Source organism: Streptomyces sp. Je 1-332 (assembly GCF_040730185.1).
GTDB lineage: Bacteria > Actinomycetota > Actinomycetes > Streptomycetales > Streptomycetaceae > Streptomyces.
This window is the reverse complement of the sequence record NZ_CP160402.1, coordinates 5,725,842-5,751,730: the sequence shown is the minus strand read 5'-3', so window position 1 is coordinate 5,751,730 and position 25,889 is coordinate 5,725,842. Positions and strand designations below refer to the sequence as shown.

The 25,889-nt window shown below is 70.3% G+C and carries 26 protein-coding genes, 1 pseudogene and 1 riboswitch; of the genes and pseudogenes, 8 read left to right on the top strand and 19 right to left on the bottom strand.

The features are described 5' to 3' along the window. Positions 1 to 4 precede the first annotated feature (4 nt). Genes ABXJ52_RS26160 through ABXJ52_RS26150 form a run of 3 tightly spaced genes read right to left on the bottom strand, consistent with a single transcriptional unit; the run spans position 5 to position 2,263 of the window. Positions 5 to 988 (bottom strand): methionine synthase, encoded by a 984-nt coding sequence (locus ABXJ52_RS26160; protein ID WP_367049282.1) that lies wholly within the window; start codon positions 986 to 988, stop codon positions 5 to 7. 8 nt (positions 989 to 996) lie between these two features. Continuing rightward, on the bottom strand, positions 997 to 1,686 hold the full coding sequence (locus ABXJ52_RS26155) for an SDR family oxidoreductase (RefSeq protein WP_367045111.1): 690 nt from the start codon (positions 1,684 to 1,686) through the stop codon (positions 997 to 999). 31 nt (positions 1,687 to 1,717) lie between these two features. Then, positions 1,718 to 2,263: a TIGR00730 family Rossman fold protein gene (locus ABXJ52_RS26150; protein ID WP_367045110.1), complete on the bottom strand. Its 546-nt coding sequence runs from the start codon at positions 2,261 to 2,263 to the stop codon at positions 1,718 to 1,720. A 63-nt stretch (positions 2,264 to 2,326) separates the two neighbouring features. On the opposite strand from ABXJ52_RS26150, the gene ABXJ52_RS26145 reads away from it, so the two are divergent. Next, the gene (locus ABXJ52_RS26145) at positions 2,327 to 2,650 is read left to right on the top strand and encodes a DUF427 domain-containing protein (protein ID WP_367045109.1); all 324 of its coding nucleotides are present in this window, start codon (positions 2,327 to 2,329) and stop codon (positions 2,648 to 2,650) included. A gap of 16 nt (positions 2,651 to 2,666) precedes the next feature. Here ABXJ52_RS26145 and mnmA read toward each other — a convergent pair whose 3' ends face one another. Then, positions 2,667 to 3,800 carry a tRNA 2-thiouridine(34) synthase MnmA gene (gene mnmA / locus ABXJ52_RS26140; RefSeq protein WP_367045108.1) on the bottom strand — a complete coding sequence of 378 codons (1,134 nt, stop codon included), beginning with the start codon at positions 3,798 to 3,800 and terminating at the stop codon, positions 2,667 to 2,669. Between the two features lie 61 nt (positions 3,801 to 3,861). Between mnmA and ABXJ52_RS26135 the strand changes: the two genes are divergently transcribed. Next, positions 3,862 to 4,539, top strand: a complete 678-nt coding sequence (locus ABXJ52_RS26135; RefSeq protein WP_367045107.1) for an N-acetylmuramoyl-L-alanine amidase — start codon at positions 3,862 to 3,864, stop codon at positions 4,537 to 4,539. A 6-nt stretch (positions 4,540 to 4,545) separates the two neighbouring features. Here ABXJ52_RS26135 and ABXJ52_RS26130 read toward each other — a convergent pair whose 3' ends face one another. The 4 genes from ABXJ52_RS26130 to ABXJ52_RS26115 all read right to left on the bottom strand — a co-directional run bounded on the left by ABXJ52_RS26130 (position 4,546) and on the right by ABXJ52_RS26115 (position 7,796). Further along, entirely contained in the window at positions 4,546 to 5,835 is a 1,290-nt protein-coding gene (locus ABXJ52_RS26130; protein ID WP_367045106.1) for a cytochrome P450, read from the bottom strand. Positions 5,836 to 6,067: 232 nt separating this feature from the next. Next, entirely contained in the window at positions 6,068 to 7,231 is a 1,164-nt protein-coding gene (locus ABXJ52_RS26125; protein ID WP_367045105.1) for a cysteine desulfurase family protein, read from the bottom strand. A 48-nt stretch (positions 7,232 to 7,279) separates the two neighbouring features. Next, the gene (locus ABXJ52_RS26120) at positions 7,280 to 7,585 is read right to left on the bottom strand and encodes a DUF4190 domain-containing protein (RefSeq protein WP_367045104.1); all 306 of its coding nucleotides are present in this window, start codon (positions 7,583 to 7,585) and stop codon (positions 7,280 to 7,282) included. A gap of 55 nt (positions 7,586 to 7,640) precedes the next feature. Beyond that, positions 7,641 to 7,796, bottom strand: a complete 156-nt coding sequence (locus tag ABXJ52_RS26115; protein WP_367045103.1) for a hypothetical protein — start codon at positions 7,794 to 7,796, stop codon at positions 7,641 to 7,643. Between the two features lie 115 nt (positions 7,797 to 7,911). Between ABXJ52_RS26115 and ABXJ52_RS26110 the strand changes: the two genes are divergently transcribed. Then, positions 7,912 to 8,535, top strand: coding sequence for a TetR family transcriptional regulator (locus ABXJ52_RS26110; protein WP_367045102.1), 624 nt, complete (start codon positions 7,912 to 7,914; stop codon positions 8,533 to 8,535). 69 nt (positions 8,536 to 8,604) lie between these two features. Further along, positions 8,605 to 9,447: an alpha/beta fold hydrolase gene (locus tag ABXJ52_RS26105; protein WP_367045101.1), complete on the top strand. Its 843-nt coding sequence runs from the start codon at positions 8,605 to 8,607 to the stop codon at positions 9,445 to 9,447. Here the strand turns inward: ABXJ52_RS26105 and ABXJ52_RS26100 are convergent. Continuing rightward, positions 9,419 to 10,397, bottom strand: a pseudogene (locus ABXJ52_RS26100) (YafY family protein). The gene ABXJ52_RS26105 and the pseudogene ABXJ52_RS26100 sit on opposite strands and share 29 nt — an antisense overlap. A 96-nt stretch (positions 10,398 to 10,493) precedes the next feature. On the opposite strand from ABXJ52_RS26100, the gene ABXJ52_RS26095 reads away from it, so the two are divergent. The 3 genes from ABXJ52_RS26095 (at position 10,494) to ABXJ52_RS26085 (ending at position 13,120) form a co-directional block, all read left to right on the top strand. Beyond that, on the top strand, positions 10,494 to 11,399 hold the full coding sequence (locus ABXJ52_RS26095) for a LysR family transcriptional regulator (RefSeq protein WP_367045100.1): 906 nt from the start codon (positions 10,494 to 10,496) through the stop codon (positions 11,397 to 11,399). A gap of 114 nt (positions 11,400 to 11,513) precedes the next feature. After that, positions 11,514 to 12,083: a cysteine dioxygenase family protein gene (locus ABXJ52_RS26090; RefSeq protein WP_367045099.1), complete on the top strand. Its 570-nt coding sequence runs from the start codon at positions 11,514 to 11,516 to the stop codon at positions 12,081 to 12,083. After that, positions 12,083 to 13,120 carry a putative sulfate exporter family transporter gene (locus tag ABXJ52_RS26085; protein WP_367045098.1) on the top strand — a complete coding sequence of 346 codons (1,038 nt, stop codon included), beginning with the start codon at positions 12,083 to 12,085 and terminating at the stop codon, positions 13,118 to 13,120. Before ABXJ52_RS26090 ends, ABXJ52_RS26085 begins: the two co-directional genes overlap by 1 nt. A gap of 183 nt (positions 13,121 to 13,303) precedes the next feature. On the opposite strand, the gene ABXJ52_RS26080 is transcribed toward ABXJ52_RS26085, so the two are convergent. The 10 genes from ABXJ52_RS26080 to ABXJ52_RS26035 form a co-directional block, all read right to left on the bottom strand. Further along, the gene (locus ABXJ52_RS26080; RefSeq protein WP_367045097.1) at positions 13,304 to 14,173 is read right to left on the bottom strand and encodes a thioesterase family protein; all 870 of its coding nucleotides are present in this window, start codon (positions 14,171 to 14,173) and stop codon (positions 13,304 to 13,306) included. 86 nt (positions 14,174 to 14,259) lie between these two features. Further along, positions 14,260 to 14,928 carry a trimeric intracellular cation channel family protein gene (locus ABXJ52_RS26075; RefSeq protein WP_367045096.1) on the bottom strand — a complete coding sequence of 223 codons (669 nt, stop codon included), beginning with the start codon at positions 14,926 to 14,928 and terminating at the stop codon, positions 14,260 to 14,262. 196 nt (positions 14,929 to 15,124) lie between these two features. Then, entirely contained in the window at positions 15,125 to 16,345 is a 1,221-nt protein-coding gene (locus tag ABXJ52_RS26070) for a dipeptide ABC transporter ATP-binding protein (RefSeq protein ID WP_367045095.1), read from the bottom strand. Positions 16,346 to 16,392: 47 nt separating this feature from the next. Further along, positions 16,393 to 17,490 carry an ABC transporter ATP-binding protein gene (locus ABXJ52_RS26065; protein WP_367045094.1) on the bottom strand — a complete coding sequence of 366 codons (1,098 nt, stop codon included), beginning with the start codon at positions 17,488 to 17,490 and terminating at the stop codon, positions 16,393 to 16,395. Further along, positions 17,487 to 18,488 (bottom strand): ABC transporter permease, encoded by a 1,002-nt coding sequence (locus ABXJ52_RS26060; RefSeq protein ID WP_367045093.1) that lies wholly within the window; start codon positions 18,486 to 18,488, stop codon positions 17,487 to 17,489. The genes ABXJ52_RS26065 and ABXJ52_RS26060 overlap by 4 nt, the downstream gene beginning before the upstream one ends. A 132-nt stretch (positions 18,489 to 18,620) precedes the next feature. After that, a complete protein-coding gene (locus ABXJ52_RS26055; protein WP_367045092.1) occupies positions 18,621 to 20,390 on the bottom strand; it encodes an ABC transporter substrate-binding protein in 1,770 nt (589 codons plus the stop codon). A 102-nt stretch (positions 20,391 to 20,492) separates the two neighbouring features. Further along, positions 20,493 to 21,497, bottom strand: a complete 1,005-nt coding sequence (locus ABXJ52_RS26050) for an ABC transporter permease (RefSeq protein ID WP_367045090.1) — start codon at positions 21,495 to 21,497, stop codon at positions 20,493 to 20,495. A 310-nt stretch (positions 21,498 to 21,807) separates the two neighbouring features. After that, entirely contained in the window at positions 21,808 to 22,581 is a 774-nt protein-coding gene (locus tag ABXJ52_RS26045) for an enhanced serine sensitivity protein SseB C-terminal domain-containing protein (RefSeq protein WP_367045089.1), read from the bottom strand. 139 nt (positions 22,582 to 22,720) lie between these two features. Next, the gene (locus ABXJ52_RS26040; RefSeq protein ID WP_367045088.1) at positions 22,721 to 23,524 is read right to left on the bottom strand and encodes an enhanced serine sensitivity protein SseB; all 804 of its coding nucleotides are present in this window, start codon (positions 23,522 to 23,524) and stop codon (positions 22,721 to 22,723) included. A gap of 73 nt (positions 23,525 to 23,597) precedes the next feature. Further along, positions 23,598 to 24,272 carry an AAA family ATPase gene (locus ABXJ52_RS26035; protein ID WP_367049280.1) on the bottom strand — a complete coding sequence of 225 codons (675 nt, stop codon included), beginning with the start codon at positions 24,270 to 24,272 and terminating at the stop codon, positions 23,598 to 23,600. 153 nt (positions 24,273 to 24,425) lie between these two features. Continuing rightward, positions 24,426 to 24,531: riboswitch (glycine riboswitch) on the top strand. Positions 24,532 to 24,708: 177 nt separating this feature from the next. Between ABXJ52_RS26035 and gcvT the strand changes: the two genes are divergently transcribed. Beyond that, entirely contained in the window at positions 24,709 to 25,842 is a 1,134-nt protein-coding gene (gcvT, locus tag ABXJ52_RS26030; RefSeq protein WP_367045087.1) for a glycine cleavage system aminomethyltransferase GcvT, read from the top strand. Positions 25,843 to 25,889 lie beyond the last annotated feature (47 nt).

Genomic DNA, 25,889 nt, shown 5'->3' with positions numbered 1-25,889 from the left:
CCAATTACTCAGGGTTGTCCGCGAGTGATCTCGCCGCCCTGGCGCAGTGGGCGAGCACCGCGCGTGCGTACGCGGGAGAAGCTCCCGCGAGCCCGCACGACGGAGTGACCACGACCGACTCCGCGAGAGACCCCGGATTCAGCCCCAGCCTGCGCCACAGCGTCCTGACACCCATGACGCTACCGGCAGGGTCTGACAATGGGCCTTCCACGCCCGCCACGACACCGGCGAAGAGCTTGGTGCCGCCCTCGACGGCCTCACCGATCGCCTCGTCGTCACGCTCGGTGAGCAGCGAGAAGTCGAACGCGATCGCGTCGGCGCCGGCCCGGCGCAGGAGCGCGAACGGCACGTCCGGCGCGCAGGAGTGCACGACGGAAGGCCCGTCGTGCACGGCGAGGACCTCCCGCAGGGTGCTCTCCACGAGCTGCCGGTCCACGGCGCGGTGGGTGCGGTATTCGCTCGCGGTCTTGATGTGTCCGCGCAGCACGGCGATGAGCGAGGGCTCGTCGAGCTGGAGCACGATCTGGGCGCCGGGGATCCGGCGGCGTACGTCCGCGAGATGGGCGCGCAGGCCTTCGGCGAGCGATCCGGCCAGGTCACGGCAGGCGCCCGGGTCGGAGAGCGCCGCCTCGCCGTTCCTCAGCTCCAGGGCGGCGGCCAGGGTCCACGGCCCGACGGCCTGCACCTTGACCGGCCCCTCGTACCCCTGGGTGAACTCCTCCAGGGCGTCGAGGTCCTCGCCGAGCCACGCCTTGGCGCGGCGCGTGTCGCGCCCCGGCCGGTCGCCGATCCGCCAGCCGCTGGGCTCCACGCGCGCGTAGAGCTCGACCAGCATTCCGGCGGTCCGTCCGATCATGTCGGCGCCGGGGCCTCGCGCGGGCAGCTCGGCCAGATACGGGAAGTCCTCGAAGCTGCCGGTGACGGTCTTCGCGGCCTCGCGGGCGTCGCCGCCCGGCATGGACCCGATGCCGGTGGCCGGGCCCCACATGAACGCGTTCACTGTCCGGGCCGCACCGTCAGGTCGTTGACCTCCGCGTCGCGCGGCAGGTCGATGGCCATCAGGATCGTCGTGGCGACCGACTCCGGGTCGATGAAGCGGGAGGGGTCGTACTCCTTGCCCTCCTGCTGGTGGACCTTGGCCTGCATGGCGCTCGCCGTGCGGCCGGGGTAGACGGAGGTGACGCGGACGCCCTCCGCGTGCTCCTCGGCGCGCAGGGAGTCCGCGAGCGCCTTCAGGCCGTGCTTGGAGGCGGCGTAGGCGGACCAGTCGGCGTGGGCGCTGAGGCCCGCGCCCGAGTTGACGAAGACCACGTGGCCCTGGGCGGCGCGGAGTTGGGGCAGGAAGTGCCGGGTCAGCTCGGCGGGGGCGATGAGGTTGACGTTGAGCTGGTGGCGCCAGGACTTGGGGGTGAGGTCGCCGACCCGGCCCAGGTCGACCACGCCCGCGATGTGGAGCAGGGAGTCCACCCGGTCGGGCAGCGACTGGTGGCCGAACGCCCAGGAGAGCTTGTCGGGGTCGGAGAGGTCGCCCACGAGCGTCTTGGACCCGGGGAACTGCGCCGCGAGTTCCTTGGCCCGTCCCGCGTCCCGTGCGTGCAGGACGAGGGCGTCGCCTCGTGCGTGGAGACGGCGGGCGACGGCCGCGCCGATGCCGGAGCCGGCTCCGGTGATCACATGTGTTGCCATGCGCCCATCGTCGCACCCCGGCGCAGGCGGATCAGCGCGTGCCCATGCTCTCCTCCAGGTAGGCGAGGGCGCCCACGGGCTCCTCGGCGAAGAAGACGAGGCCGGTCAGCGGCACGGGCAGGAAGCCCTCGTCCTCCATGCGCTTGAACTGCTCCTTCAAGCCGTCGTAGAAGCCCGCCGAGTTGAGCAGGACCACCGGCTTGGTGTGCTTGCCGTGCTTCTTCAGCTCGAGGATCTCGGTGGCCTCGTCCAGCGTGCCCGTGCCGCCGACCATGATCACGATCGCGTCGGACTTCTCCAGGAGCAGCGCCTTGCGCTCGGCCAGGTCGCGCGCGATCACCATCTCGTCGGGCGCGGTGACGGCCCGCGCCTTGGCGGCGAGGAAGTCCACCGAGACGCCGAGGAGGCCGCCGCCCGCCTCGTGCACGCCGTCGGCGACGACCTTCATCAGGCCGCTCTCCGAACCGCCCCACACCAGGGTGTGGCCGCCCTTGCCGAGCAGCTCGGCGAACTCGCGCGCGGGGCGGGTGTAGCGCTCGGGGAGGTCGGCCGCGGAGAGGAAGACACAGATGTTCATGGCATCACCGTACGATCCGGCACAGACTGGGTGGGACGCGGCCGTCCACAGAAGGAGACCCCTGTGACCGCAGGACACAAGATCACCGTCGAGCAGGGCACCGACACCGTACGGGTGGTGCACGAGGGCCAGGTGGTGGCCGAAAGCAGCCGCCCGCTGCTGCTGCGCGAGACGGGCTACCCGGTGCGCTACTACCTCCCCCCACAGGACGTACGCACCAGCCTCCTGACGCCCTCGGACACGACGACGTACTGCCCGTTCAAGGGAACGGCCTCCTACTGGTCGCTGCCGGACGCGAAGGACGCGGTGTGGGGCTACCCGGAGCCGAAGGAGGCCGTGGCCGAGATCAAGGACCACTTCTGCTTCTACGAAGTAGAAGCAGTGTGAGGCACGTCCGAAGGACCTAGACCGCGGCCGTGGCCCTCTCCGTCGTCGCGATCGTCGCCGAGCCGACCACGCGTGTGCCGTCGTAGAGGACGATCGCCTGGCCGGGGGCCACACCGCGTACGGGCTCGTCGAAGGTGACGTTCAGGGTGCCGTCCACGAGTTCGGCCGTTACCTCCGTCTCGCCGCCGTGCGCCCGCAGCTGCGCCGTGTACGTGCCGGGCCCGGAGGGGGCCGCGCCGCACCAGCGGGGCTTGATCGCCGTCAGGCCCGAGACGTCGAGGGCGGCCGCCGGGCCGACCGTCACGGTGTTGTTCACCGGGGAGATGTCCAGGACGTAGCGCGGCTTGCCGTCGGGGGCCGGGGTGCCGATCCGCAGGCCCTTGCGCTGGCCGATGGTGTAGCCGAACGCCCCCTCGTGGGTGCCGAGCTTGTTGCCGTCGGCGTCGACGATGTCGCCCTCCGCCTTGCCGATGCGGTCCGCGAGGAAACCCTGGGTGTCGCCGTCGGCGATGAAGCAGATGTCGTGGCTGTCGGGCTTCTTCGCCACGGCCAGGCCGCGCTCCTCGGCCTCCGCGCGGATCTCCTCCTTGGTGGTGAGCGTGTCACCGAGGGGGAACATGGCGTGGGCGAGCTGGCGGTCGTCCAGGACCCCGAGGACGTAGCTCTGGTCCTTGGCCATGTCGGAGGCGCGGTGCAGCTCGCGCACGCCGTCGTCGTTCACGACCACGGTGGCGTAGTGACCGGTGACGACCGCGTCGAAGCCGAGCGCGATGGCCTTGTCCAGGAGCGCCGCGAACTTGATCTTCTCGTTGCAGCGCAGGCACGGGTTGGGGGTGCGCCCCGCCTCGTACTCGGCGATGAAGTCCTCGACCACGTCCTCGCGGAACCGGTCCGCCAGGTCCCAGACGTAGAACGGGATGCCGATGACGTCCGCGGCGCGGCGGGCGTCGCGGGAGTCCTCGATGGTGCAGCAGCCTCGCGCGCCCGTGCGGAACGACTGCGGGTTCGCCGAGAGTGCCAGGTGCACTCCGGTCACGTCGTGCCCTGCTTCGGCGGCGCGCGCGGCGGCGACGGCGGAGTCCACGCCGCCCGACATGGCGGCGAGGACGCGAAGGGGGCGGGGGCGCTGCGGGGTCCGGTTCTCAGTCATAGCTCTAACAGGGTACGGGCCCGCGGGAACCAGCCGCCCGTGAGTAAGCGTTGACGATCACATGGGGGAAGAACAGGACTCGACGGCGGAGCAGGGGCGGGGGCGCCGGGGCGTCAACCGCCGGACGCTCCTGATCGGCGGAGCGGCCGCGGCGGTCGGCACGGCCGTGCTCGCATCGGACGAGCTGGGCCGCCTGTGGTGGCGGATGCCCGGCGTCGTCAAGAAGCGCAAGGAGGGCGAGGTCGACGCCAAGGGCGCCCAGTGGACGGCCGCCTCCGACTACAACTGGCGCCGCGCGGACCGCCCCGATGACTACGACATCGACATGGTCGTCATCCACGTCGTACAGGGCGGGTATGCCACGGCGCTGAAGGTCTTCAAGGACCCGGCGCACGGCGCGGCGGCGCACTACGTGGTGCGCAAGGACGGGCACGTGGCCCAGATGATCCGCGAGCTGGACGTGGCGTTCCACGCGGGGAACAAGAGCTACAACGAACGGAGCATCGGCATCGAGCACGAGGGCTTCGTCGACAAGAAGTCCTCGTTCACCGACGCGATGTACGAGTCGTCGGCGCGGCTGACGGCAGGCATATGTGAGCGGTACGACATCCCGGTGGACCGGGAGCACATCATCGGGCACGTGGAGGTGCTGGGCACGGACCACACCGATCCGGGGCCGCACTGGGACTGGGACCGGTATCTGAAGCTCGTCGGAGAAGCCCGCGCCGCCCTCAAGTGAGCTGACCTAGCGCAGATGCACCGGCAGCGACTCCACCCCGTAGACGATGGACAGTTTGCGGAAGGCGAGCTCCTCGGGGGCGACCGCGAGCCGCATCTCGGGGAAGCGCCTCACCAGGGCGGGGTAGGCGGCGCGCAGCTCCATGCGGGCCAGTTCGGCGCCGATGCAGCGGTGGATGCCCCAGCCGAAGGCGAGGTGGCCCGAGGCCTTGCGGTGCGGGTCGAAACCGCCGCCGTCAGGGGTGTAGTCGGCGTCGCGGTTGCCGCCGCTCAGGGAGCACAGGACCAGGTCGCCCTTGGGTATGCGCACCCCGGCTATCTCGATGTCGGCGCGGGCGAACCGCGGGAAGGCCACCTGCACGACGGTGAGGTAGCGCAGCGCCTCCTCCACGAAGGGGGCGGCCGCGGCGTCGTCGTCCCGCAGCCGCGCGGCGGTCTCCGGGTGCTGGAGCAGGAGCAGGGAGCCGAGCGCCACCATGCTCGCGGTGGTCTCGAAGCCGCCGGTGAGGACGCCGTCGGCGAGGCCGGCGAGCTCCTCGTCGTCGACCGTGTCGCCGTGCTCCTTCACGATCATGCCGAGGAGCCCGTCGCCCGGTTCCTCGCGCTGCTTCTTGACGACGTCCCGGAAGTAGGAGAGCGAGGCGGATATCGCCCCGAAGGGAGCGGTCGCGCCGGCGAAGAGATCGAAGCGCTCCATGGCCAGCTGCTGGAAGTCGTGGCGGTCCTCGTACGGGACGCCGAGCAGTTCGCAGATCGTCAGCGAGGGGATCGGCAGCGCGAAGGCCTGTACGAGGTCGACGGGCCCGTCGGCGGCCTCCATCGCGTCGAGCCGCTCCTCGACGATGGCCTCGATCCGGGGCGTGAGGCGGCGCAGCCTGCGCATCGTGAACTCGGGCGTGAGGATGCGGCGCAGATGCGTGTGGACCGGGGGGTCGCTGAAGCCGAGGCCGCCGGGGTGGTGGTCGTCGACCACGCCGGCGTTGCCCGCGAGGTTCGTGAAGTCGTTGCTGAAGCCGTCCGTCGCGCCGAGCACGGCCTTGACCTCGTCATAGCCGGTGACCACCCAGGCGTCCATGCCGAACGGCAGCGGCACCTTGGATATCGGCTGCTCCGCCTGGTGCTCGGTGAGCCGGGCCACCGGGTCGAGCCCGTCGCGGCGCATCGGCGCGAGCAACGGCTCGGGCAGTCGCGAGATCGCCGACGCACTGATCCCGTTCTTCTGGATCCGGGAGAGGTACATGCGTCCGAGCCGCGCGGTGATGCGAGAGCGGAGGTTCGCCTTCAATGTGAACTCCATGAGGGGTTGTCGTGCAGCCCCGATGAGGGGGGTGTCGTGCAGCCCCGAACGCGCGGAGCGGACTCGCGAGCGGCAAGCATAGATCGGCGGACTGTGGGCCTCGCAGCCCGCTCCCGCGCCTGTCCGCCCTATAGCGGCCGAAACCGGCATCAACACCGGGCGGGATCAGCGCAGTCCGGCGTTATCTGCGTCACTTACCGGCATAAACCGGGACCAAGCAATGGCCCCGGTCTCAGCTCAGTCCCGCCGTCCGCGCCCGTTCGACTGCCGGGCCGATGGCCTCGGCCACCGCGGCCACGTCCGCCCGCGTCGAGGTGTGCCCGAGGGAGAAGCGGAGCGTGCCGCGGGCCAGGTCGGGGTCGGTGCCTGTGGCGAGCAGGACGTGGCTCGGCTGGGCCACGCCCGCCGTGCACGCCGAACCGGTGGAGCACTCGATGCCCTGGGCGTCGAGCAGCAGCAGGAGGGAATCCCCCTCGCAGCCGGGGAAGGTGAAGTGCGCGTTCGCGGGCAGCCGGTCGTCCGGGTCTCCCCCGAGGATCGCGGCGGGGACCGCCGCGCGCACGGCGGAGACCAGATCGTTCCGCAGGGCGCCGATCTCCCGGGCGAACCACTCGCGCTGCCCCGCGGCGTGCTTCCCCGCCACGGCGAACGCCGCGATCGCGGGCACGTCCAGCGTCCCGGAGCGCACATGACGCTCCTGCCCGCCGCCGTGCAGGACGGGCACGGGGCTGTACTCGCGGCCGAGGAGCAACGCCCCGATGCCGTAAGGGCCGCCGATCTTGTGCCCGGAGACGGTCATCGCGGCGAGCCCGGACGCGCCGAAGTCGACGGGCAGCTGCCCGAAGGCCTGTACCGCGTCGGCGTGCAGCGGGATGTCGAACTCCCCCGCCACGTCGGCCAGTTCACGGATCGGCTGGACGGTGCCGATCTCGTTGTTGGCCCACATGACGGTGGCGAGTGCGACGTCGTCGGGGTCGCGCTCGATCGCCTCGCGCAGCGCTTCGGGGTGCACGCGGCCGTACGCGTCGACAGGGAGGTACTCGACGGTGGCGCCTTCGTGCTCGCCGAGCCAGTGCACGGCGTCGAGGACGGCGTGGTGCTCGACGGGGCTCGCGAGGACCCGGGTCCGCGCGGGCTCGGCATCGCGCCGCGCCCAGTACAGGCCCTTCACGGCGAGGTTGTCGGCCTCCGTGCCGCCCGCGGTGAAGACGGTCTCGCTGGGGCGCGCGCCGAGCGACTCGGCGAGCGTCTCGCGGGCCTCCTCGACGGTGCGTCGCGCCCGGCGCCCCGCGGCGTGCAGTGAGGAGGCGTTGCCGGTGACGGCGAGCTGGGCGGTCATCGCCGCGATCGCCTCCGGGAGCATCGGAGTGGTCGCTGCGTGGTCGAGGTAGGCCATGGTGGACACGATTCTACGAGCCCCGAGGGGCCCCGCGTCCAAGCGGTGTCAGCCCGCGAGACCCCACGAGACCGTGCTGTCCATGGACATCAGCACGGCGAGGACGACGAGATCGGCCACGCCGAGCCCGAGTCCGAGCATGGCGCGGCCCTTTCGGCCGGTCCCGCGCAGCAGCGCGATGCTCGCGAGGACGATCGCGACGGGGCCGAGGAAGAGGTTCAGGACGAGCAGCCCGAGCAGGCCGAGGACGAACGAGGCGACGGCCATGCCGTCGGTGTCACGCCGGCCGGTGGGGACGGCGGTGGATGAGGGGGTGGTGGCCTTGGACCGGGGGGCGGTAGTGGTGAGTCCCATGGTGCGACTCCTTTCAGGGGCCGTACGGATCAGTCACGGATCGGCGGTAGCGCGCTCAGGGCTGGCGACGCGAGTGCCGCTCGCGGATCGTGAAGACCACGAGCCAGACACCGATGACGGCCGCGGCGACCAGCGAGACGGAGATCGGCGCGTGGGCCACGGTGCCCATGGCGACACCGAGCAGCAGGAGGGCGGCGACGAGGAACAGCATGGGATGCCTCTCGTTGGGGACTTCGGTGAACGCTTGTGGTAACAACTGTTCACTGACTTCAGAGTACCTCCTCCCCGGCTTTCCAATCCCGGAGAACAGTTGTTAACTGCATGGCATGAGTCACACTCTCGGCATCCGGCAGGCCCAGAAGCAGAAAACCCGGCAGGCACTCCTCGACGCGGCGCTCCAGCTGCTCGAGGAGCAGAGCCTGAGCAGCCTGGGCCTGCGCGAGGTCACCCGTGCCGTGGGCGTGGCCCCCACCGCCTTCTACCGGCACTTCCGCGACATGGGCGACCTCGGCGTGGCCCTGGTGGAGGAGGCGCTCGGCAGCCTGCACACCACGCTCGTCTCACTCCTCGCGGCGACCGGCGACGGCGAGGAACGCATCGCGGCCACGGTCGAGTTGATCGTCGCCTATGTACGCACGCACCCGGCGCACGTCCGCTTCATCGCGCGCGAGCAGCACGGCGGGGTACAGGCCGTGCGGTCCGCGATAGGCGACCAACTCACCCTGTTCGCACAGGAGGTGAAGGACCAGTTCGCCCAGGAGCCCGATTCCGCGGGCTGGGAGGAGGACGACCTCCTGATGCTGGCCAGGATGTACGTCGACCACATGGTGATGACCGCGTCCGCACTCCTGGAGGCGGCCCCCGAGGACGAGCAGCACGTGGCGGCCGGCGCGCGCCGACGGCTGCGCCTTGTCTCGCTCGGGCGACGCCACTGGCTGGACGAGCAGTGATCCCGGACGCGGCGAGGCCGACTGCCGCCGGCCTCGACACCCCCGTAAGGAGCTACTAGCCTTACGGTCATGACGACCGATCGCGACTGGACGCTCGACCAGACCTTCGCGGGACCGACCGGCGCCGTCCGCTGGACCGCCCTGGGCCCCGCGGACGCACCGCCCGTCGTCCTGGTCCACGGCACCCCCTTCTCCTCGTACGTCTGGCGGGGCGTGGCCCGTGCGCTCTCCCGCGAACACCGCGTGTACGTATGGGACCTGCCGGGCTACGGCGCGTCCGAGATGCGCTCCGGGCAGGACGTGACCCTGGCCGCGCAGGCCCGCGTCCTCGCCGAGCTGCTCGCGCACTGGGGCCTCGACGAACCGGCCGTCGTGGCCCATGACTTCGGCGGCGCCGTCTCACTGCGCGCCCACCTCCTGCACGGCGCCCGCTACGAACGCCTCGCGCTCGTCGACCCCGTCGCGCTCGCACCCTGGGGCTCCCCCGCCTACCGCCTCCTCGGCGCGAACGCCGACGTCTTCAACCAGCTGCCGCCCGCCCTGCACGAGGCACTCGTGCGCGCGTACGTCGCTTCGGCGAGCCACCGCGGACTGCACCCTGCCATGCTCGACCGCCTGGTCGAACCCTGGTGCACGGAGGAGGGCAGGCCCGCCTTCTACCGGCAGATCGAGCAGAACGACCAGCGCTTCACCGACGAAGTACAGGGACGTTACGGGGAGTTGGCGCTGCCCGTCCTCATCTGCTGGGGCGCGGACGACACCTGGATCCCGGTGGAGCGCGGCCACGAGCTCGCCGGGCTGATCCCCGGCGCCGAGCTGCGTCTGATCGAGGGCGCCGGACATCTCGTCCAGGAGGACGCGCCCGCCGAACTCGGCGGCGAACTCAGCCGGTTCCTGCGTACAGACCGCTGACCTCGGCGGCGGCGTACGCCAGCTCGGCGCGCACCTCGGGCGGCGAGAGCACCTCCACACTGGCGGCGAACGGCAGCAGCGTGCGGGCGTCGCCGACGACGCCGAACCCGAGACGGACAGTGATCCACTCGCTCTCCCCGTCGTCGTCGGGAGGCGCGCTGAGGAACTGGCCCTTGAGGCGCAGGAACTGCGCGAACCGGTCGCGCGCGACCCGCGCCGTCACGTCGACGCCGACCGGCCGGTCCTCGACCTGTCGCTTCAACACGCCCCACGCGTCGGCGAGTTCGACGCCGAGCCTGCGCCGGACGGGCAGGTCCGTGAGGTGCGCGGGCCTGCACACGGTCGGCCCGGAAGAGCTGCGGGGCGCCACTCCGGTCGGCGACCAGGTACCAGACACCGGCCTTGGAGACGAGGCCGTAGGGGTCCACGGTGTAGGTGCGCGGCTGTGCGTCACCGCTGTGCCGGTAGCGCAGGCGCAGCCGGCGGTCCGAGAAGACCGCGTCCTGCAGCACGTCGAGATCGACGGCGACCGGATCCGATCCACGGGGCCCCGTCATCCAGCGCGCCGAGTCGACGAGAACACGGCGGCTCGTCAGCTCGGCGGCAGGCCGGTGCGGCGCGGGCAGTGCCGCCATGACCTTGCGCAGCGCGGAGCCGAGCGCCGCGTCGAGCCCGAGCGCGGCGTGCGCGCCCTGCGAGGCCAGGATGAACAGCGCCCGCGACTCGTCCGCCGTGAGCCCCGTGACGTCCGTACGGAAACCGGGCAGGAGCGCGATGCCACCGTGCCGCCCGCGCTCGGCGTACACCGGGACGCCGGAGGCGGAGAGCGCCTCGATGTCACGGTAGATGGTGCGCACGGAGACTTCGAGACGGTCGGCCAGTTCATGGGCCGGGACCTGCCCCCGGGTCTGGAGCAGCAGCAGGATCGAGAGCAGCCGGTCGGATTTCACACGGTCAAGGATGGCTTGTCGGGCGGTCAAGGATGGCCTGCCGGCCGGTCGAGGACGGCCCGTCGGCGCTCTCCGGGTCATGTTTATGATTCAGGCGTGTTCGATTCCCGGCACATCAGGTCATTCCATGAAGTGGTCCGGACCGGCTCGTACTCCGCCGCCGCCCGCTCGCTCGGCTATACGCAACCCGCGATCACCCAGCAGATGAAGGCGCTCGAACGGTCCGTGGGCACAGTCCTGTTCACCCGCGTCGGCCGCAGGATGCGCCTCACCGAGGCGGGCGAGGCGCTGTCCCGGCACGCGGGCATCATCCTCGGCAACATCGACGCGGCCCGGCAGCAGATGAACGCGATCACGGGCCTGCGCACCGGCCGCGTCCGCATCTGCGCCTTCCCCAGCGCCAACGCCACCCTCATCCCCGAGGCGCTGTCCCGGCTCGCGGCGGACCATCCCGGCGTGCGCGTCGAACTGCAGGAGAACGAACCGCCCGAGTCGCTCCGGCGGCTGGTGGACGGTGACTGCGACGTCACCCTGGCCTTCCACTATCCCGGCCTGCACGAGGACGTGCCGAAGGAGGTGGTGGAAATCCCGCTGATGGAGGACCAGTTGACGGTCCTGATGCCATCAGGACACCCCCTGGCCCGGCGCCGCCGCGTCAAGCTCGTCGACCTGGCCGACGAGCGCTGGATCGCGGGCTGTCTGCGCTGCCGCGCCAACTTCCTGCACGAATGCGCCGAGCAGGGCTTCACGCCCGACATCGCCTTCACCACGGACGACAACCTCGTCATCCAGAGCCTGGTCGCCGAGGGGCTCGGCATCGCGATGATGCCGGGGCTCGTCCTCAACTTCCTGCGCCACCGGGAAGTGACGGGACGTGCGCTCGAACCGGCGTCGCGGCGACAGGTCTCGGCGTACGCGCTGCGGGAGCATCTGCGGATTCCCGCGACGGCGCTGGTACTCGAGGAGCTGAAAGCGGTGGCGGCGAACCGGATGGGCTGCTGAGGCGCGCGAACCACACCCGAGCGCGCCCCGGGCTGGCCATCCATAAGCGGAAGTTGGGGAACGGCTTAGAAACTGTCGTTGGACGTGATGGAAGCGCGGCAGGACGCTGCTTCTATGAGTGCCTCCACCACCGCGTACCGCGCGGCCCGCACCACCGAGCGCCTCCACGCCCTCGTCTGCGACCTTCGCGAGGCCGTCGGCCGGGGCCTTCCGCCGGATCTCACGGCGTACCTGGTCGGCGAGCGGCTCGCGCCGCATCTGGGCGCGGCCGACCTCCTCACCGACGAGCAGCGCGAGGGTGACCCCGAGCGGTACCGCCAGCACCTGCTGCACGCCGAACACGACGGCAGCTTCTCCCTGGTCGGCATCGTCTGGCTGCCGGGCCAGCACACGCCGGTCCACGACCACGTCTCCTGGTGCGCCACCGGCGTCCACGAGGGCGCGGAACACGAGCGGCGCTACCGGCTGATACCTGCGGCAGGCGACGCCCCGGCCCGGCTCGTCGCCACCGAGGACCTGGTCAACCGGCAGGGCACGGTGAGCGGTTTCGCGCCGCCCGGCGACATCCACCGGGTCTGGAACGGCGGTACGGAGCGGGCGGTCTCGCTCCACGTGTACGGCGCGGACATCTCCCGCCTCGGCACCAGCGTGCGCCGGGTGTACGAGCTGCCGGCCGACCGCTGATGGCCCTGCTCGGACAGCGGCCACGCGTCGCCGCCGTGACACCTCCGAGGCCCCGCCCGCTGCCGGGGCTCGGCCTCGCAGCCCTCGGTGTCACCGTGGCCTGGGTGACGCACGCCCTGATCCCGGCCGTGCCGATGCTGACGGCGGCGGTGGTGCTCGGGCTCGCGGCGGCCCATGTGCCGGGTGTGCGCGCTGTCGTACGAGGCCGGTGCAAGGCCGGGCTCTCCCTCGCCGGGAAGCGGCTGATGCGGCTCGGCATCGTGCTGCTCGGCCTGAAGCTGAGCCTGAGCGATGTCCTGGGCGTCGGCTGGGCAACGGTGGCGATGGTGCTCGGGGTGGTGGCGGCGACGTTCTTCGGGACGTGGTGGCTCGGCCGCCGCCTGGGGCTGCCCGGCGACCAGCCGCTCCTGATCGCCACCGGCTACTCGATCTGTGGCGCGTCAGCGATCGGCGCGGTCGGCGAGGTGTCCGAGAGCGAGGAGCGGGACGCGGCGGTGTCGGTGGCTCTCGTGACGCTGTGCGGGACGCTCGCCATCGCCGTACTGCCGCTGTTGCAGGGGCCGTTGGGGCTGAGCGACGCGGAGTTCGGACGCTGGGTGGGCGCCAGTGTCCACGACGTGGGCCAGGTGGTGGCCACCGCGCAGACCGCTGGGGCGGGGGCGCTTGGGGACGCGGTCCTGGTGAAGCTGATGCGAGTGGCGCTGCTTGCGCCGCTGGTGGCGGGGGTCGCGTTCGCCCTGCGGGCGCGTACCGCTGCGCGCGGGGCGGGGAGGCGACGGCCGCCTGTGCTGCCGCTGTTCGTGGCGGGGTTTCTGGGGATGGTGGCGGTACGGAGCACGGGGTGGGTGCCGGGGTCCGTCCTCGACCTCGCGGGTCATGCCCAGGAACTACTCCTGGCGGCGGCGCTGTTCGGGCTGGGGGCTGCTGTGGACCTGCCTTCGCTCACCCGAACCGGGGGGCGGGTGGCGGTGCTTGGGCTGTGTGCGTGGGTGGTGGTGGCGGGGGTTTCGTATGGGGGCGTGCGGCTGGTGGGGTAAGGGGTTGATCCCCAACCCCGCCCCTTCCCGAAAACTCGCTCGGCGCGAGGGCCTTGGGTGGCCGTCATCACCGGCTCCGCCGAGTTCGTCCTCAAACGCCGGACGGGCTGAGAACGTGAACTCAGCCGCGGGGCATCGGGTGGGTGGGCGGGAAAGATCCGCCGCGAAGCGGCGGTTCAGGGATCAGCCCAGACGGACCCGCGCCAGTTGGCGGGACTGGGCCACCAGGCGGTCCGCGGAGTCCCAGACCTCCGCGTCCTCCTCCAGGAAGCCCCCCGCGAGGTTGCGCGTGGTGATCGAGACGCGGAGAGGGCCCGGTGCGGGACGGGCCCGGACGTGGACCGTCAGCTCCACCGTAGGAACCCAGCCGGAGAGGCCAAGCTCGAAGGCCGTCGGCGGCAGCGCGTCCACCGCCAGCAGCAGCGACAGCGGATCCGCGTCGCGGCCGTCCGCGAGGCCGAACCAGGCGCGCATCTCCCCCCTGCCGGATGGCTGGCCAAGGGCCCACCCCAGGGTGGAGGGGTCCAGCTTCAGGAAGAGCCGGTCACTGATCGCCGAGCTGCCGGGCACGGGGCGGTGGTCCGGGGCATCCTGCGGCCCGAAGCACTGCTCCAGCGGCGGCAGCGCCGGCGGCTTCGCCGTCGTACGGACGTCGTCGGGAAGGCCCGCCAGGTCTCCGTACGAGGCGAGCACACGGATCCGCTCGACCTCGCGCCCCTCCTCGTCGTACTGGAAGAGCGAGGCCTGCCCGGTCGACAGGGTCCGCCCGGCGCGTGCCGTGTCCGTGCGGATCACGGCGGGCCCGGGGTGTGACGCGGTCAGGTAGTGCGCGGAGACCGTGAAGGGATCCGCGTGCGGCAGGGCGTCGGCCAGCGCGCGGCCGAGGACCGCGAGGAGGTAGCCGCCGTTGACGGCGTTGATGATCGTCCAGCCCGCGGAGAGATCGATGTCGTAGACACCGGGCTCCCGCCGGGTGACCGCGGTGTCGCGGTCGAACTCGCTGTCGCCGATGCGCGCGGGCACCGCTGCCGTGATGGATGCTGCCTCTGCCATGCCAGCAACGTACAACATCTCATTACTGAGCGGTAGCTTTTTCTGTCGAGACAGACCCGCACCGGCTCGCCTACGCCGCGTCTCGCCTATGCCGCGTCCTCCACCTCCACCGCCGTCGACCGCCGGTGCCAGGCTCGTGGCGCGCGCCAGTGGAAGCGCAGCGCCAGCAGCCGCAGGACGAAGGTCGTGATGACGGCGAGGGTGCTGGTGAAGGCGTTCACCATGTCGTAGTTGATGCAGAGCGCGACCATCGCGGAGCCGACGATCGCGGGTACGGCGTACAGGTCACGGTCCCAGCGCACCAGCGAGGGCACTTCGTTGGCGATGATGTCGCGCAGCACGCCGCCGCCCACCGCGGTGGCCAGGCCCAGGGCCGCCGAAGCGGTGAGGCCCAGGCCGTAGTCGTACGCCTTCGTGGTGCCGGTGACACAGAAGAGTCCGAGGCCCGCGGCGTCGAAGACGTTCACCGCGAGCTGCGTGCGCTCCACCTCCGGGTGCAGGAAGAACACCAGGGCGGCCGCGAACAGCGGCGTGATGAAGTAGCCGAGGTCGACGAAGGCGGCGGGCGGCACCGCCCCGATGACCACGTCACGGAAGATCCCCCCGCCCAGGGCGGTGACCTCGGCGAGCACGACGATCCCGAAGACGTCGAAGTTCTTGCGCACGGCGAGCAGGGCGCCGGAGATCGCGAAGACGAAGATGCCGACGATGTCGAGCGCGTGCTGGACGGAGGGACTGAACAGATCCTGGATCACGCGACATTCTTACCTGCCCGCCCCCGCGGGCCTCACCAGGGCGGCACTGCGCGGCGGCAGCGGCGCCGGAGGCGGCGGCGGGGCGGGCTCGTCTTCGTGAACAGCCGTCGCTGATCCTGCGTGGGTGGTGCCCCCGGAAGCCCCCAGCCCCCTCCCTGCGGAGGGGGCTGAGTCACGCGTCGCGCCTTCACGCAAGCTACTGGTCAGTTGATGCCTGACCCTTGGTTTCCGCTTCCGGAGCGTCCTTCGAGGTCCCATTCGGGGCCTCGTCCTTCGCGACGGTCTTCTTCGGGGCCGCGGCTTCCTCGGCCGTCTCCTCCGCCTTGCTCACCACCGACACCACCTCGATCGCCTCCGTGGCGACCTGCAGCAGCTTGGTGTCGCCCGGCTGCTGGTCCTCGGCGTTCTCCGGGTGGTGGCACGCCACCTGGTGACCGGTGACGAGGGGGATCAGCGGCGGCTCGGTCTTCGCGCAGATCTCCGTCGCCTTCCAGCAGCGCGTGTGGAAACGGCAGCCGGTGGGCGGGTCGATCGGCGAGGGGACGTCCCCGCGCAGCAGGATGCGCTCGCTCTTGACGCCGCGCCGCTTGGGGTCGGGCACGGGCACGGCCGAGAGCAGCGCCTTGGTGTACGGGTGCATCGGCGTGGAGTAGAGGTCCTTGCGGTCCGCCAGCTCCACGATCTTGCCGAGGTACATCACCGCGATGCGGTCCGAGACGTGCCGGATCACCGAGAGGTCGTGCGCGATGATCACGTACGTGAGACCGAGCTCGTCCTGGAGGTCGTCCAGGAGGTTGACCACCTGCGCCTGGATGGAGACGTCCAGGGCGGAGACGGGCTCGTCGGCCACGACCAGCTTGGGCCGCAGGGCGAGCGCTCGCGCGATGCCGATGCGCTGGCGCTGACCGCCGGAGAACTCGTGCGGGTAGCGGTTGTAGTGCTCGGGGCTGAGCCCCACGCGCTCCAGCATCTCCTGTACGTGCTTCTTCAGGCCGCCCTCGGGCTTGACGCCCTGCAGCTTGAACGGCGCACCGACGATCGTGCCGATGGTGTGCCGCGGGTTCAGCGACGAGTACGGGTCCTGGAAGATCATCTGCACGTCGCGGCGCAGCGGCCGCATCTTGCCGGTGTTCAGGTGCGTGATGTCCACACCCTCGAACTCCACGCGTCCCGCGGTCGGTTCGAGCAGACGGGTGATCAGCCGGCCCATCGTCGACTTGCCGCAGCCGGACTCGCCCACGACGCCGAGCGTCTCACCGGGCCGCACGTCGAAGGTGAGACCGTCGACGGCCTGCACGGCCGCCACCTGGCGCTGCAGCAGCCCCTTCTTGATGGGGAAGTGCTTCACCAGGCCGTCGACCTTGAGCAGCGGCTCGCCGGACTCGGCCGAGCCCTTCGTCTGCGCAGGGATCGTCATCTCCTGGCCCTTCGCCTGATCTTTCGTGGCGTCTTTCGTGTCGTCTTTCACAGGTTCGGCGCAATCTCTTCGGTCCAGATCCGGGTGCGCTCGTCCTGCGACATGTGGCAGGCGGAGAAGTGACCCGGCGCCACCTCACGCAGGTCGGGGCGCTCGCGGCGGGTGATCTGGTCCTTGGGGATGTCGGCGTAGGGGCAGCGCGGGTTGAAGGCGCAGCCCTCGGGCAGGTTGATCAGGCTGGGCGGGGAGCCCTTGACCGGCACGAGACGGTCGGTCTCCTCGCGGTCGATGCGCGGCATCGACCCCAACAGGCCCCAGGTGTAGGGGTGCTGGGGCTCGTAGAAGACCTTCTCGGCGGTGCCGCGCTCGACGCAACGTCCGCCGTACATCACGAGCAGTTCGTCCGCCATCTCGGCGACCACGCCCAGGTCGTGCGTGATCATGATGACCGCGGAGCCGAACTCCTTCTGCAGATCCCGGATGAGGTCGAGGATCTGCGCCTGGACGGTGACGTCCAGGGCGGTCGTCGGCTCGTCCGCGATGAGCAGCTCCGGGTTGTTCACCAGGGCCATCGCGATCATCGCGCGCTGGCGCATGCCGCCCGAGAACTCGTGCGGGTAGCTGTCGACCCGCTTGTCCGGCTGGGGGATGCCCACCCGGTCGAGCATCTCGATGGCGCGCTTGCGGGCGACCTTCTTGTCCACGTCGTGGTGGACCCGGTACGCCTCCATGATCTGCTTGCCGATGGAGTAGTACGGGTGCAGCGCGGACAGCGGGTCCTGGAAGATCATCGCCATGTCGCGGCCGCGCAGCTTGCGCACCTTGTTCGGGTCCGCGCTGAGCAGCTCCGTGCCGTTCAGCCAGATCTCGCCGGAGAGGCGCGGCTTGCGGGCGCCGTACTGCCCGGCGGTGTGCAGGCCGAGGATGCCCAGCGAGGTGACCGACTTGCCGGAGCCGGACTCGCCGACGATGCCGAGGGTCTTGCCCTTCTCCAGCTGGAAGCTGAGCCCGTCGACGGACTTGACCAGGCCGTCGTCGGTCGGGAAGTGCACCTTCAGGTCGCGTACTTCGAGGAAGGCGGTGGGAGCGACCGAATCGGGGACGGGTTCTCCGACCGCCGCTCCGGTCTTGTGCAGTTCGGTCATCCCAGCCTCACTCGCGGGTCGATGACGGCGTACAGAAGGTCGACGACGAGGTTGGCCAGGGCGATCGCGAGCGATGCGCACAAGGTGACGCCGAGGATCACCGGCAGGTCCTTGTTGCTGATGGCCTTGACCGCCTCCAGGCCGAGTCCCGGCAGGTTGAAGGTGGATTCGGTCAGGACGGCGCCGCCCATGAGCACGCCGAGGTCCAGGCCGAAGACGGTGAGGATCGGCGTCATGGCGGAGCGCAGCGCGTGCCGCCTGATGACGACGGCCTCGCCGAGCCCCTTGGCGCGCGCGGTGCGGATGTAGTCCTCACCGAGCACTTCCAGCATGGTGGCGCGGGTGAGTCGCGCGTACATGGCGGCGTTGAGGAACGCGAGCACGATCCAGGGAAGGATCAGGGTCTCGAACCAGATGTTGATCGGATCGTCCGTGGTGAGGGTGTCCTCGATCTTCACCCAGCCGAGCGTGTGGACGAAGAGCCCCATCGCGATCATGCCGGTGAAGAAGACCGGCAGGGAGACGCCGCCGAGGGCGGTGATCATCGCGGAACGGTCCCAGATGGTGCCGCGCTTGAGCGCGGAGAGCACGCCGGTGGCGACACCGGCGACCAGCCACAGCACGCAGGCACCGGCGGCGAGCGCCGCGGTGACGGGCAGGGCGTCCTTGAGGGTCTCCCAGACGGGCGCCTCGGTACGGAAGGAGTACCCGAAGCAGGGGGCCGGGCAGTGGGTCACGTCGGACCCGTTGGCGTAGTCACGCCCCATCGGGATGCCCTTGACGAAGTCCCAGAACTGGACGAGCAGCGGGTCGTCCAGACCCAGTTTGATCCGGATGCCCGCGAGCTGCTCGGCACCGGATGACTTGCCGGCGAAGAGGACGGCGATGTCCTGTCCCGCCCACTTGGGCAACATGAAGAAGACGGTGAAGGTCGCGAGCAGTACGACCAGCACCATGATGACAACGGCGATCAGGCGCCGGATGAGATAAGCAAGCACTGTGCGCGGCCCGGCAGTGGCCGGGACCCCCTTGTGAGGGGTCCCGGCCACCGCCCGGGGCCATCACCTGCCCTTCGGACTGGCGGGATTCGGCGGTGGGACTGCCTTGCGGCGGCTGCCTTGCGGCGGGGACTACTTCTTGTCGCTCACACCGAGCGAGACGTAGTCGTAGCGACCGCTGTACGCGGCGGACGAGTAGACGTTGGTCGCCCGCGAGGAACGCCAGCTGATGTTCTTCTCGTAGATGAAGGGCATCCAGTAGGCCTTGTCGACGATCTCGTGAGCGAGGTCGGTGTAGATCTCACCGGCCTTGTTCGGGTCGACCGTGCCGATCGCGTCGTCGAAGTACTTGTCGATCTTCGGCTCGTCGATCTGCGACTCGTTGTAGTTGCCGTTCTCGTTGATGAAACGGCTGTCGAACAGCGGCTGGGCGTAGCCCTGGCCGGTCGGGAAGTCAGGACCCCAGCCCGCCATCGTCATGCCGATGCCGCGCTTCTTCACCACCGACGGGGAGCCGGTGATGCTGGAGGAGTCGGCGCCGTCGATCTGGTCGACGTCGGCGTTGATGTTGACCTTCTTCAGCTGCTCCTGGAGCGCCGTGGCGGCGTCCACCTCGCCCGGCTGGTTGGTGCGCGCCGAGATCTTGGTCGAGAAGCCGTTCGGCTTGCCGCACTCCTTGAGCTGGGCCTTCGCCTTGGCGATGTCCGGCTCACCCTTGCGCTTCTTGATGCCGTACGGGTCGTAGTCGTCGTGACCCTTGATGGACTTCGGGAAGACGCTGGTGGCGATCTCACCGGCGGCGACCTTGCCGCCACGGGTCTTCTGCAGTCCCTCGAAGTCCGTGGCGTAGAAGACGGCCTTGCGGCAGGCCTCGTTGTCGAACGGCTTCGTCTTGGTCACCAGGGCGACGTAACGGACGAAGTCCGTCTGCATGTTGTCGACGTTGTCCCTGTGGTCCTGAATGGCGGTGGTACGACCCGACTGGGTCATGCCGGTGCCATTCATGTCGATGTCGTAGTCGCCTTCCATCAGGCGCTTGTCGTTCTCTTCGAGGTTCGCCGAGATGGTGACCGAGATCTTGTCCGGCAGGGCGGGACGGACCGGGTCGGACGACTTCTTCCAGTTCGGGTTGCGCACCAGGGTGATGCTCTTGCCCGCGCTGTAGTTCTGGAACTTGTACGGTCCCGAGGAGAACGGGCGCTGGGTGTACTTGGCGCCGGTGTCCTCGGACTGCTTCACCGGGGTGCCCGACGGCATCGCGAGCATCTGCTCGAAGTCGCCGTTCTTCTTGGGCAGCTTGAAGATGATGGTGTTGTCGTCCGGCGTCTCGATCGCCTTCAGACCCAGCTTGTCCTTCGACTTGTCCTCGTAGGGGCCCTTGTACTCGCCCTTGGGGTCGAGCGTGGACTTCAGGTAGCCGGGACCACCGGTGATGACCTTGGTGGCCCAGATGCGCTCGATGCCGTACTTGATGTCCTTGGAGGTCAGCTTCGAGCCGTCCTCCCAGGTGAGGCCGTCACGCAGCTTGTACGTGTAGGTCTTGCCGTCGTCGCTGATCTTCGCCGTGGACTCGGCGAGGTCGGGGACGAGCTTGTTGGACGCGGCACCCGGCTTGGTGTCGTACGTGATCAGCGTGCGGGTGTAGAACCGCATGAAGTCCCACGTCATGCCGTAGTAGGCACGCTGCGGGTCGGCCGAGTCCAGGTCCTGCTTGGCGATGAACTTGAGCGTTCCGCCCTTTTTCGTCGACTTGTTGGCGACCTTGCCGATGGCCGCGTTGTAGCCGGCGCCCTTGCTGTCGTCGTCGTCGCTGCCGCCGCCGCACGCCGTGGTGGTCACCAGCGCCGCCACGACGAGGGCCGCGCCTGCGGTCAACCGTCGTTTAGAGGAACCTGTGGGCATTTCTCGCATCCTCCGAGATTCGCGGTCCTAGGCTTTGACTGCCTTGAGAACCATGGGAAGAGCCACCTGACGCTGCGGCAGGGGCAAGCCAGTTGGAGCTGTTTACCGAGTTCCCTTGGGGTCCAGGGCGTCGCGCAGCCCGTCTCCGAAGAGGTTGAAGGCAAGCACGGTCACGAAGATCGCCAGGCCGGGGAAGACCATGAACATCGGGTCGTGCTCGTACGTCGCGAGCGCGTCCCGGAGCATGCCGCCCCAGGAGGCGGTCGGCGGGCGTACACCCGCGCCGAGGAAGCTGAGCGCCGCTTCGGTGAGGATGTTGGTGGGGATCATGAGCGTCGCGTACACGGTGATCGGCGCGACCAGGTTCGGCAGCAACTCACGGAAGAGGATGTGCCGTTGACCGCCGCCGAGGCTGCGGGCCGCTTCGACGTACTCGCGTTCGCGCAGGCTGAGGGTCTGGCCCCTGACGATGCGCCCGACATAGGGCCAGCCGAAGAAGCCGATCACCAGGATCAGTACGGCGATGCGGACGCCACTGCCGGTCAGACCGAGCAGGTCGTCGGGGAGCACCGAGACCAGGGAGATCACGAAGAGCAGCTGCGGGAAGGCGAGCAGCACGTCCATGACCCGGCTGATCGTCGCGTCGACCCAGCCGCCGAAGTAACCGGCGATGATGCCGAAGAAGGTGCCGAGCACCACGGCCACGACCGCGGCGAGGAACGCCACGAGCAGTGAGATCCGGGCGCCGTAGACGATCCGGCTGAAGACGTCGCGGCCCTTGTTCGGCTCCACCCCGAAGAGGAAGTCCGAACTCATGCCGCCGAAGGCGCCCTTGGGCAGGTTCGTCAGGTCTTCCAGCTCGTCCTGGTGGAACTCGTTGGGCGGGTGGCCCAGCAGGGAGACGATCAGGGGCGCGAAGACGGCGACAAGGACCAGGACGAGCACGGTGATGCCGCCGGCCAGGGCGACCTTGTCCCGCTTCAGGCGGTTCCACGCGATCTGCTTGAGGGACCGTCCCTCGACCTTCTTCACCCCTGCACCAGCTGCGGGAGCGACATCCTCTGTCGGGTCCGCGTCCGCAGGTGTGTCATGCAATGGTGCCGTCATCGTGGCAGGGACCCCTCTCAACCGGTGGTGACCGGCCCGCACTTGCCGCTGTAGCGACGTGATCAGTCCGTCGTACGCAGGGGCGAAGCGCCCCTGGTGCGGGAGTCTTCATCGGGGTCGCGATCTGTTACCAGACTTGTCGGGGAATGGATGCGCAACCGTGATGCTGATCGAGGTGTTCCGTTATCCGGACGCACGTGAACGAGGGGCGAACACGGGGCAGTTGGGTCGCAAGGTGCCACGGGGACCCATAGGCCCCCTCCGCCATCAGAACGGACATCGTGACGGTCAGGGCAGGTTGCGCCCTGCTTCAGTACTGCGCGGGGTAGCCGTACCCGCCCGCGGGCGCAGGGGCGGGCTGGGCCTCGCGGTCGTAGAACGGGCGGGCGTTGGCGCGCAGCCACATGGCGACCGGGTCGTATCCGTCGGACATCGCGACGGTCGACACGGGCAGGCCGTCGGGGACGGCGGCGATCGACTGCTGCATCATCGTGCGCACCCCGTCGACCGATGCCGGCGACGTGTCGTACACATCGAGGCCGATGGCCAGATACGGGGCTCCGAGCGCGGGCTGCACCCAGGCGCGGCGCAGCGAGCGGACCGCGGGGGTGCGGTGCGCGTTCTGCGTGAGCAGGGCGTAGAACTGGGGGATCTCGATGGCCGGCTCGGTGAGCCGGAGCGGTCCCGCGGGCAGCAGGTCCAGGCCCGACGCGATGCGCCGCAGGTCGAGCCAGGGGATGCCGACGCCGCCGCCGGGGGCGTGGGGGTTGAGCCACAGGCCGTAGTGGTCGGGGTAGAGGGTGCGGGAGATGTCGAGCCCGCGGACCACTTCGTACGAGCGGTTCCAGCCACTGGCGGAGAGCTCCTGGGCGGAGGTCACGCAGGGCGCGTACCCGAGGCCCTCGACCTCCATGTTCCCGTACTGGGCGTCGGGGGATCCGGCCTGGCCGTGCCAGAGCAGCATCCACACCTGGTCGGCGGCGAGCGCCCGCAGGAGCGCCTCGTAGGCGTCATAGCGCCCCGGCGTCACCTGGCGCAGCATGTGCTCGACCTGCCCGGCCGCAGCCGTGCCCGACGCACTCACCCTTAACCGCCCCTTCGCGATGACCCGATGACCCTACGACCCGCCGACCCGGCGGACCCGGGTCATGAAACCAGCTTAAGCGGCGATCCTGACGCCGACTTGACGTACGGCACCCTCACACACGTACCTGCACATGTCCCTACACATATCCGTGCTCGTGTCCCGGAGTCCGGCCGAAGAAGGGCCGCACCCGCTCACGCATCCAGTCGCCGACCGGGTCCTGGGCCACGTCGAGCAGTACCAGGTTCACCGGCCAGGACACAGGAGCCCGGCCGAGCGCCCGGCCCACGGCCTCCATCGGCAGGTCGCGCGCGTCACCCTCCCAGGAGGTCAGTTCGACGCCGATGAACAGCGAGGGCGTGTCTCCCTCGACGCTGGCCAGGCAGCGGCGGGCGCTCAGGACGACCCCGGTGGCCTCGAACTCGTGGGCGGCGGCGGACAGGAAGTCCACCGGGTCCTCCTGCCAGTCCGGCTCGAAGAGGCGCACGCGGCCGCCGCTCGCGGGGCCGTCCAGCGGGGTGCGCCCGGCGCGGCACAGCTCGGCGACGGCGAGCGGCGGCAGGGGCACACCGACCGTGCCGTCGGGGTTGACCGCGATGCCCAGCTGCGGGGGCAGGCCGCGCGCGAACTCCACGGCGGGCGCCACGGTGCAGCCCATCCGGCCGCCGGTGACGTGCTGGAACTGCTGCTGCGAGCTGAAGACGGGGACGTACGCCTGGCCTTCGATCTCCAGCGTGGGCAGGTCGAGGGTGCCGCTGTCCGGGGCGCCGCCGTTCGGCAGCGGGATCCAGACGGGGCTGCGGCCGAGCACCTCGACGATGCGGGCCGCCGCGGACGGCTGCGGTGCGCCGGGGGTGCCCAGGGCTGCCGCGAGCACCTCTTCGAGTTCGTTGCCCGGCCATCCCCCGGAGGGATGGGCGTGTGCCTGCGCCGGAATGTCCATCTGTCCAACCCCTGCTCTGTCCCGCTCTGCCTGCGGCACGACCCTAACGTGGCGGACGGCTCACGGCGGGCGGTCAGTCCCCGAAGCCGATCCCCCGCAGCACACCGGCCGCCGTCCGGTCGAGGAGCACCGCCGAGCCGCAGCCCCGCGGCAGGTCACCGCGCTCGGCGGCGCCGACGAGCCGGCCGACCGTCCTGCGGTGCCGCGCGAAGGCGTACCGCGACACGCCGCGGCCGCGCGCGAGCTGGCCCTCCACGGCGGTGTCCGGCGGTACGTCGAGCAGCAGCAGGTGCAGGGTCGTGCCGCGCCGCGCGGCCTCGCGGGCCAGCCAGCGGCGCACCCAGGCCTGGGTGCCGCAGTCGTGCACCACGACGCCCTCGCCGGAGCGCAGGGCCCTGCGCAGCCCCGCGTAGTGCGCGAGGCGGACCAAGGGGCGGTACACCGCGTACGGCAGCAGGCCCGGCATGCGCCGTGCCCAGCGGTCGCGGGTGTCCTGGGAGTCGATCCGCGGGCCCGCGACGGCTCGGCTCATCAGCGTGGACTTGCCGCTGCCCGGCAGACCGGAGACGACGACGAGATCGCCCGCGCCGAACGTGAGGCGGTGCGGGCTGTGTCCGGTCCGCTGCCGCAGGTCGCGGACGACGGCCGCCGGCAGGGGGCCGCAGCTCTCCCTGGTGGGGGCGGCAGCCTGTTTGGGCAGGGCCACCCCTGTGTTGGTCGCGTAGACGCTCGTCCTGCGCACCGTGATCGGCCTCCCCATAGCGGTCACGTACCTGCTTACCGCAGCTTCCCCGGCAAGTGTAAAGAGAAGGTAATGCGGAACAAGGGCATTACTGGACTGGCACTGCCCTGTGACGGGGGCGCGTGCAATGATGTGCGCGCAAACTCCATACAGGCCGTTTGAATCCGCGCGGGAGAGTCCCCGGTCGCCGTCGCAGGACGCACCGGGGCGCCGAAGGAGCAAGTCCCTCCCTTGAATCTCTCAGGCCCCGTACCGCGCGGGCGAGGCACATCTGAAAAGCGGGCCGCCCCGGCGGCTCCACCCAAGGTGCAAGTCATGACCCCCCTTGTATGAGATGTACGAGACGTACGAGTGCGTACGGCCGGGTCGTGGTGAACCTCTCAGGTTCCGATGACAGATGGGGAGGACCGACCTCGCCCGTCATGCCCTGGGAGTTCAACGAATGAGTACCGTCCCCCGTCTGACCGCACTCGATGCCGTGCATCGTGCGCTCGGCGCGACCATGACCGACTTCGCGGGCTGGGACATGCCGCTGCGCTACGGCAGTGAGCGCGACGAGCACGTCGCCGTGCGCACCAAGGCCGGTCTCTTCGACCTCTCCCACATGGGCGAGATCACGGTCACCGGCCCCGAGGCCGTGGACTTCCTGAACTTCGCGCTGGTCGGCAACATCGGCTCCATCGGCGTCGGCCGCGCCCGCTACACGATGATCTGCGCCGAGGACGGCGGCATCCTGGACGACCTGATCGTCTACCGGCTCGGCGAGCCCGAGGCCCCTGAGTACATGGTGGTCGCCAACGCCTCGAACGCCCAGGTCGTGCTCGACGCGCTCACCGCACGCGCCGACGGCTTCGACGCCGAGGTCCGCGACGACCGCGACGCGTACGCCCTGCTCGCCGTCCAGGGCCCCGAGTCCCCCGGCATCCTGAAATCAGTCACGGACGCCGACCTGGACAACCTGAAGTACTACGCGGGCCTGCCCGGCACGGTCGCGGGCGTGCCCGCGCTGATCGCCCGCACCGGCTACACCGGCGAGGACGGCTTCGAGCTGTTCGTCGCGCCCGGTGACGCCGAGAAGCTGTGGGGCGCGCTGATGGAGGCGGGCGAGCCCGTCGGCCTGGTCCCCGCCGGGCTCTCCTGCCGCGACACCCTCCGCCTGGAGGCGGGCATGCCGCTGTACGGGCACGAGCTGACCGCGGAGCTGACGCCCTTCGACGCGGGCCTCGGCCGGGTCGTGAAGTTCGAGAAGACCTCGCAGTCCGACACCTTCGTGGGGCGCGCGGCGCTCGCGGCCGCCGCCGAGCGCGCCGAGACCGCTCCCCCGCGCAAGCTGGTCGGCCTGATCGCGTCGGGCCGCCGCATCCCGCGCGCGGGCTTCTCCGTGGTCGCGGACGGCAAGGTCATCGGCGAGGTCACCTCGGGTGCCCCCTCCCCGACGCTGGGCAAGCCGATCGCCATCGCGTACGTGGACGCGGCGCACGCGGCGCCCGGCACCGAGGGTGTCGGCGTGGACATCCGGGGCACGCACGAGCCGTACGAGGTCGTGGCGCTGCCGTTCTACAAGCGCCAGAAGTGATACCCCGCACAACAGCGTCGTTCACCAGCACCCACCCGCGTACAGGA

Bases quoted from the DNA above. Each gene is read 5' to 3' on its own strand.
- ABXJ52_RS26160 (WP_367049282.1), bottom strand. From the start codon at position 988: ATGTGGGGCCCGGCCACCGGCATCGGGTCCATGCCGGGCGGCGACGCC.
- ABXJ52_RS26155 (WP_367045111.1), bottom strand. From the start codon at position 1,686: ATGGCAACACATGTGATCACCGGAGCCGGCTCCGGCATCGGCGCGGCC.
- ABXJ52_RS26150 (WP_367045110.1), bottom strand. From the start codon at position 2,263: ATGAACATCTGTGTCTTCCTCTCCGCGGCCGACCTCCCCGAGCGCTAC.
- mnmA (WP_367045108.1), bottom strand. From the start codon at position 3,800: ATGACTGAGAACCGGACCCCGCAGCGCCCCCGCCCCCTTCGCGTCCTC.
- ABXJ52_RS26135 (WP_367045107.1), top strand. From the start codon at position 3,862: ATGGGGGAAGAACAGGACTCGACGGCGGAGCAGGGGCGGGGGCGCCGG.
- ABXJ52_RS26130 (WP_367045106.1), bottom strand. From the start codon at position 5,835: ATGGAGTTCACATTGAAGGCGAACCTCCGCTCTCGCATCACCGCGCGG.
- ABXJ52_RS26125 (WP_367045105.1), bottom strand. From the start codon at position 7,231: ATGGCCTACCTCGACCACGCAGCGACCACTCCGATGCTCCCGGAGGCG.
- ABXJ52_RS26120 (WP_367045104.1), bottom strand. From the start codon at position 7,585: ATGGGACTCACCACTACCGCCCCCCGGTCCAAGGCCACCACCCCCTCA.
- ABXJ52_RS26115 (WP_367045103.1), bottom strand. From the start codon at position 7,796: ATGCTGTTCCTCGTCGCCGCCCTCCTGCTGCTCGGTGTCGCCATGGGC.
- ABXJ52_RS26110 (WP_367045102.1), top strand. From the start codon at position 7,912: ATGAGTCACACTCTCGGCATCCGGCAGGCCCAGAAGCAGAAAACCCGG.
- ABXJ52_RS26105 (WP_367045101.1), top strand. From the start codon at position 8,605: ATGACGACCGATCGCGACTGGACGCTCGACCAGACCTTCGCGGGACCG.
- ABXJ52_RS26090 (WP_367045099.1), top strand. From the start codon at position 11,514: ATGAGTGCCTCCACCACCGCGTACCGCGCGGCCCGCACCACCGAGCGC.
- ABXJ52_RS26085 (WP_367045098.1), top strand. From the start codon at position 12,083: ATGGCCCTGCTCGGACAGCGGCCACGCGTCGCCGCCGTGACACCTCCG.
- ABXJ52_RS26080 (WP_367045097.1), bottom strand. From the start codon at position 14,173: ATGGCAGAGGCAGCATCCATCACGGCAGCGGTGCCCGCGCGCATCGGC.
- ABXJ52_RS26070 (WP_367045095.1), bottom strand. From the start codon at position 16,345: ATGACGATCCCTGCGCAGACGAAGGGCTCGGCCGAGTCCGGCGAGCCG.
- ABXJ52_RS26065 (WP_367045094.1), bottom strand. From the start codon at position 17,490: ATGACCGAACTGCACAAGACCGGAGCGGCGGTCGGAGAACCCGTCCCC.
- ABXJ52_RS26055 (WP_367045092.1), bottom strand. From the start codon at position 20,390: ATGCCCACAGGTTCCTCTAAACGACGGTTGACCGCAGGCGCGGCCCTC.
- ABXJ52_RS26050 (WP_367045090.1), bottom strand. From the start codon at position 21,497: ATGACGGCACCATTGCATGACACACCTGCGGACGCGGACCCGACAGAG.
- ABXJ52_RS26040 (WP_367045088.1), bottom strand. From the start codon at position 23,524: ATGGACATTCCGGCGCAGGCACACGCCCATCCCTCCGGGGGATGGCCG.
- gcvT (WP_367045087.1), top strand. From the start codon at position 24,709: ATGAGTACCGTCCCCCGTCTGACCGCACTCGATGCCGTGCATCGTGCG.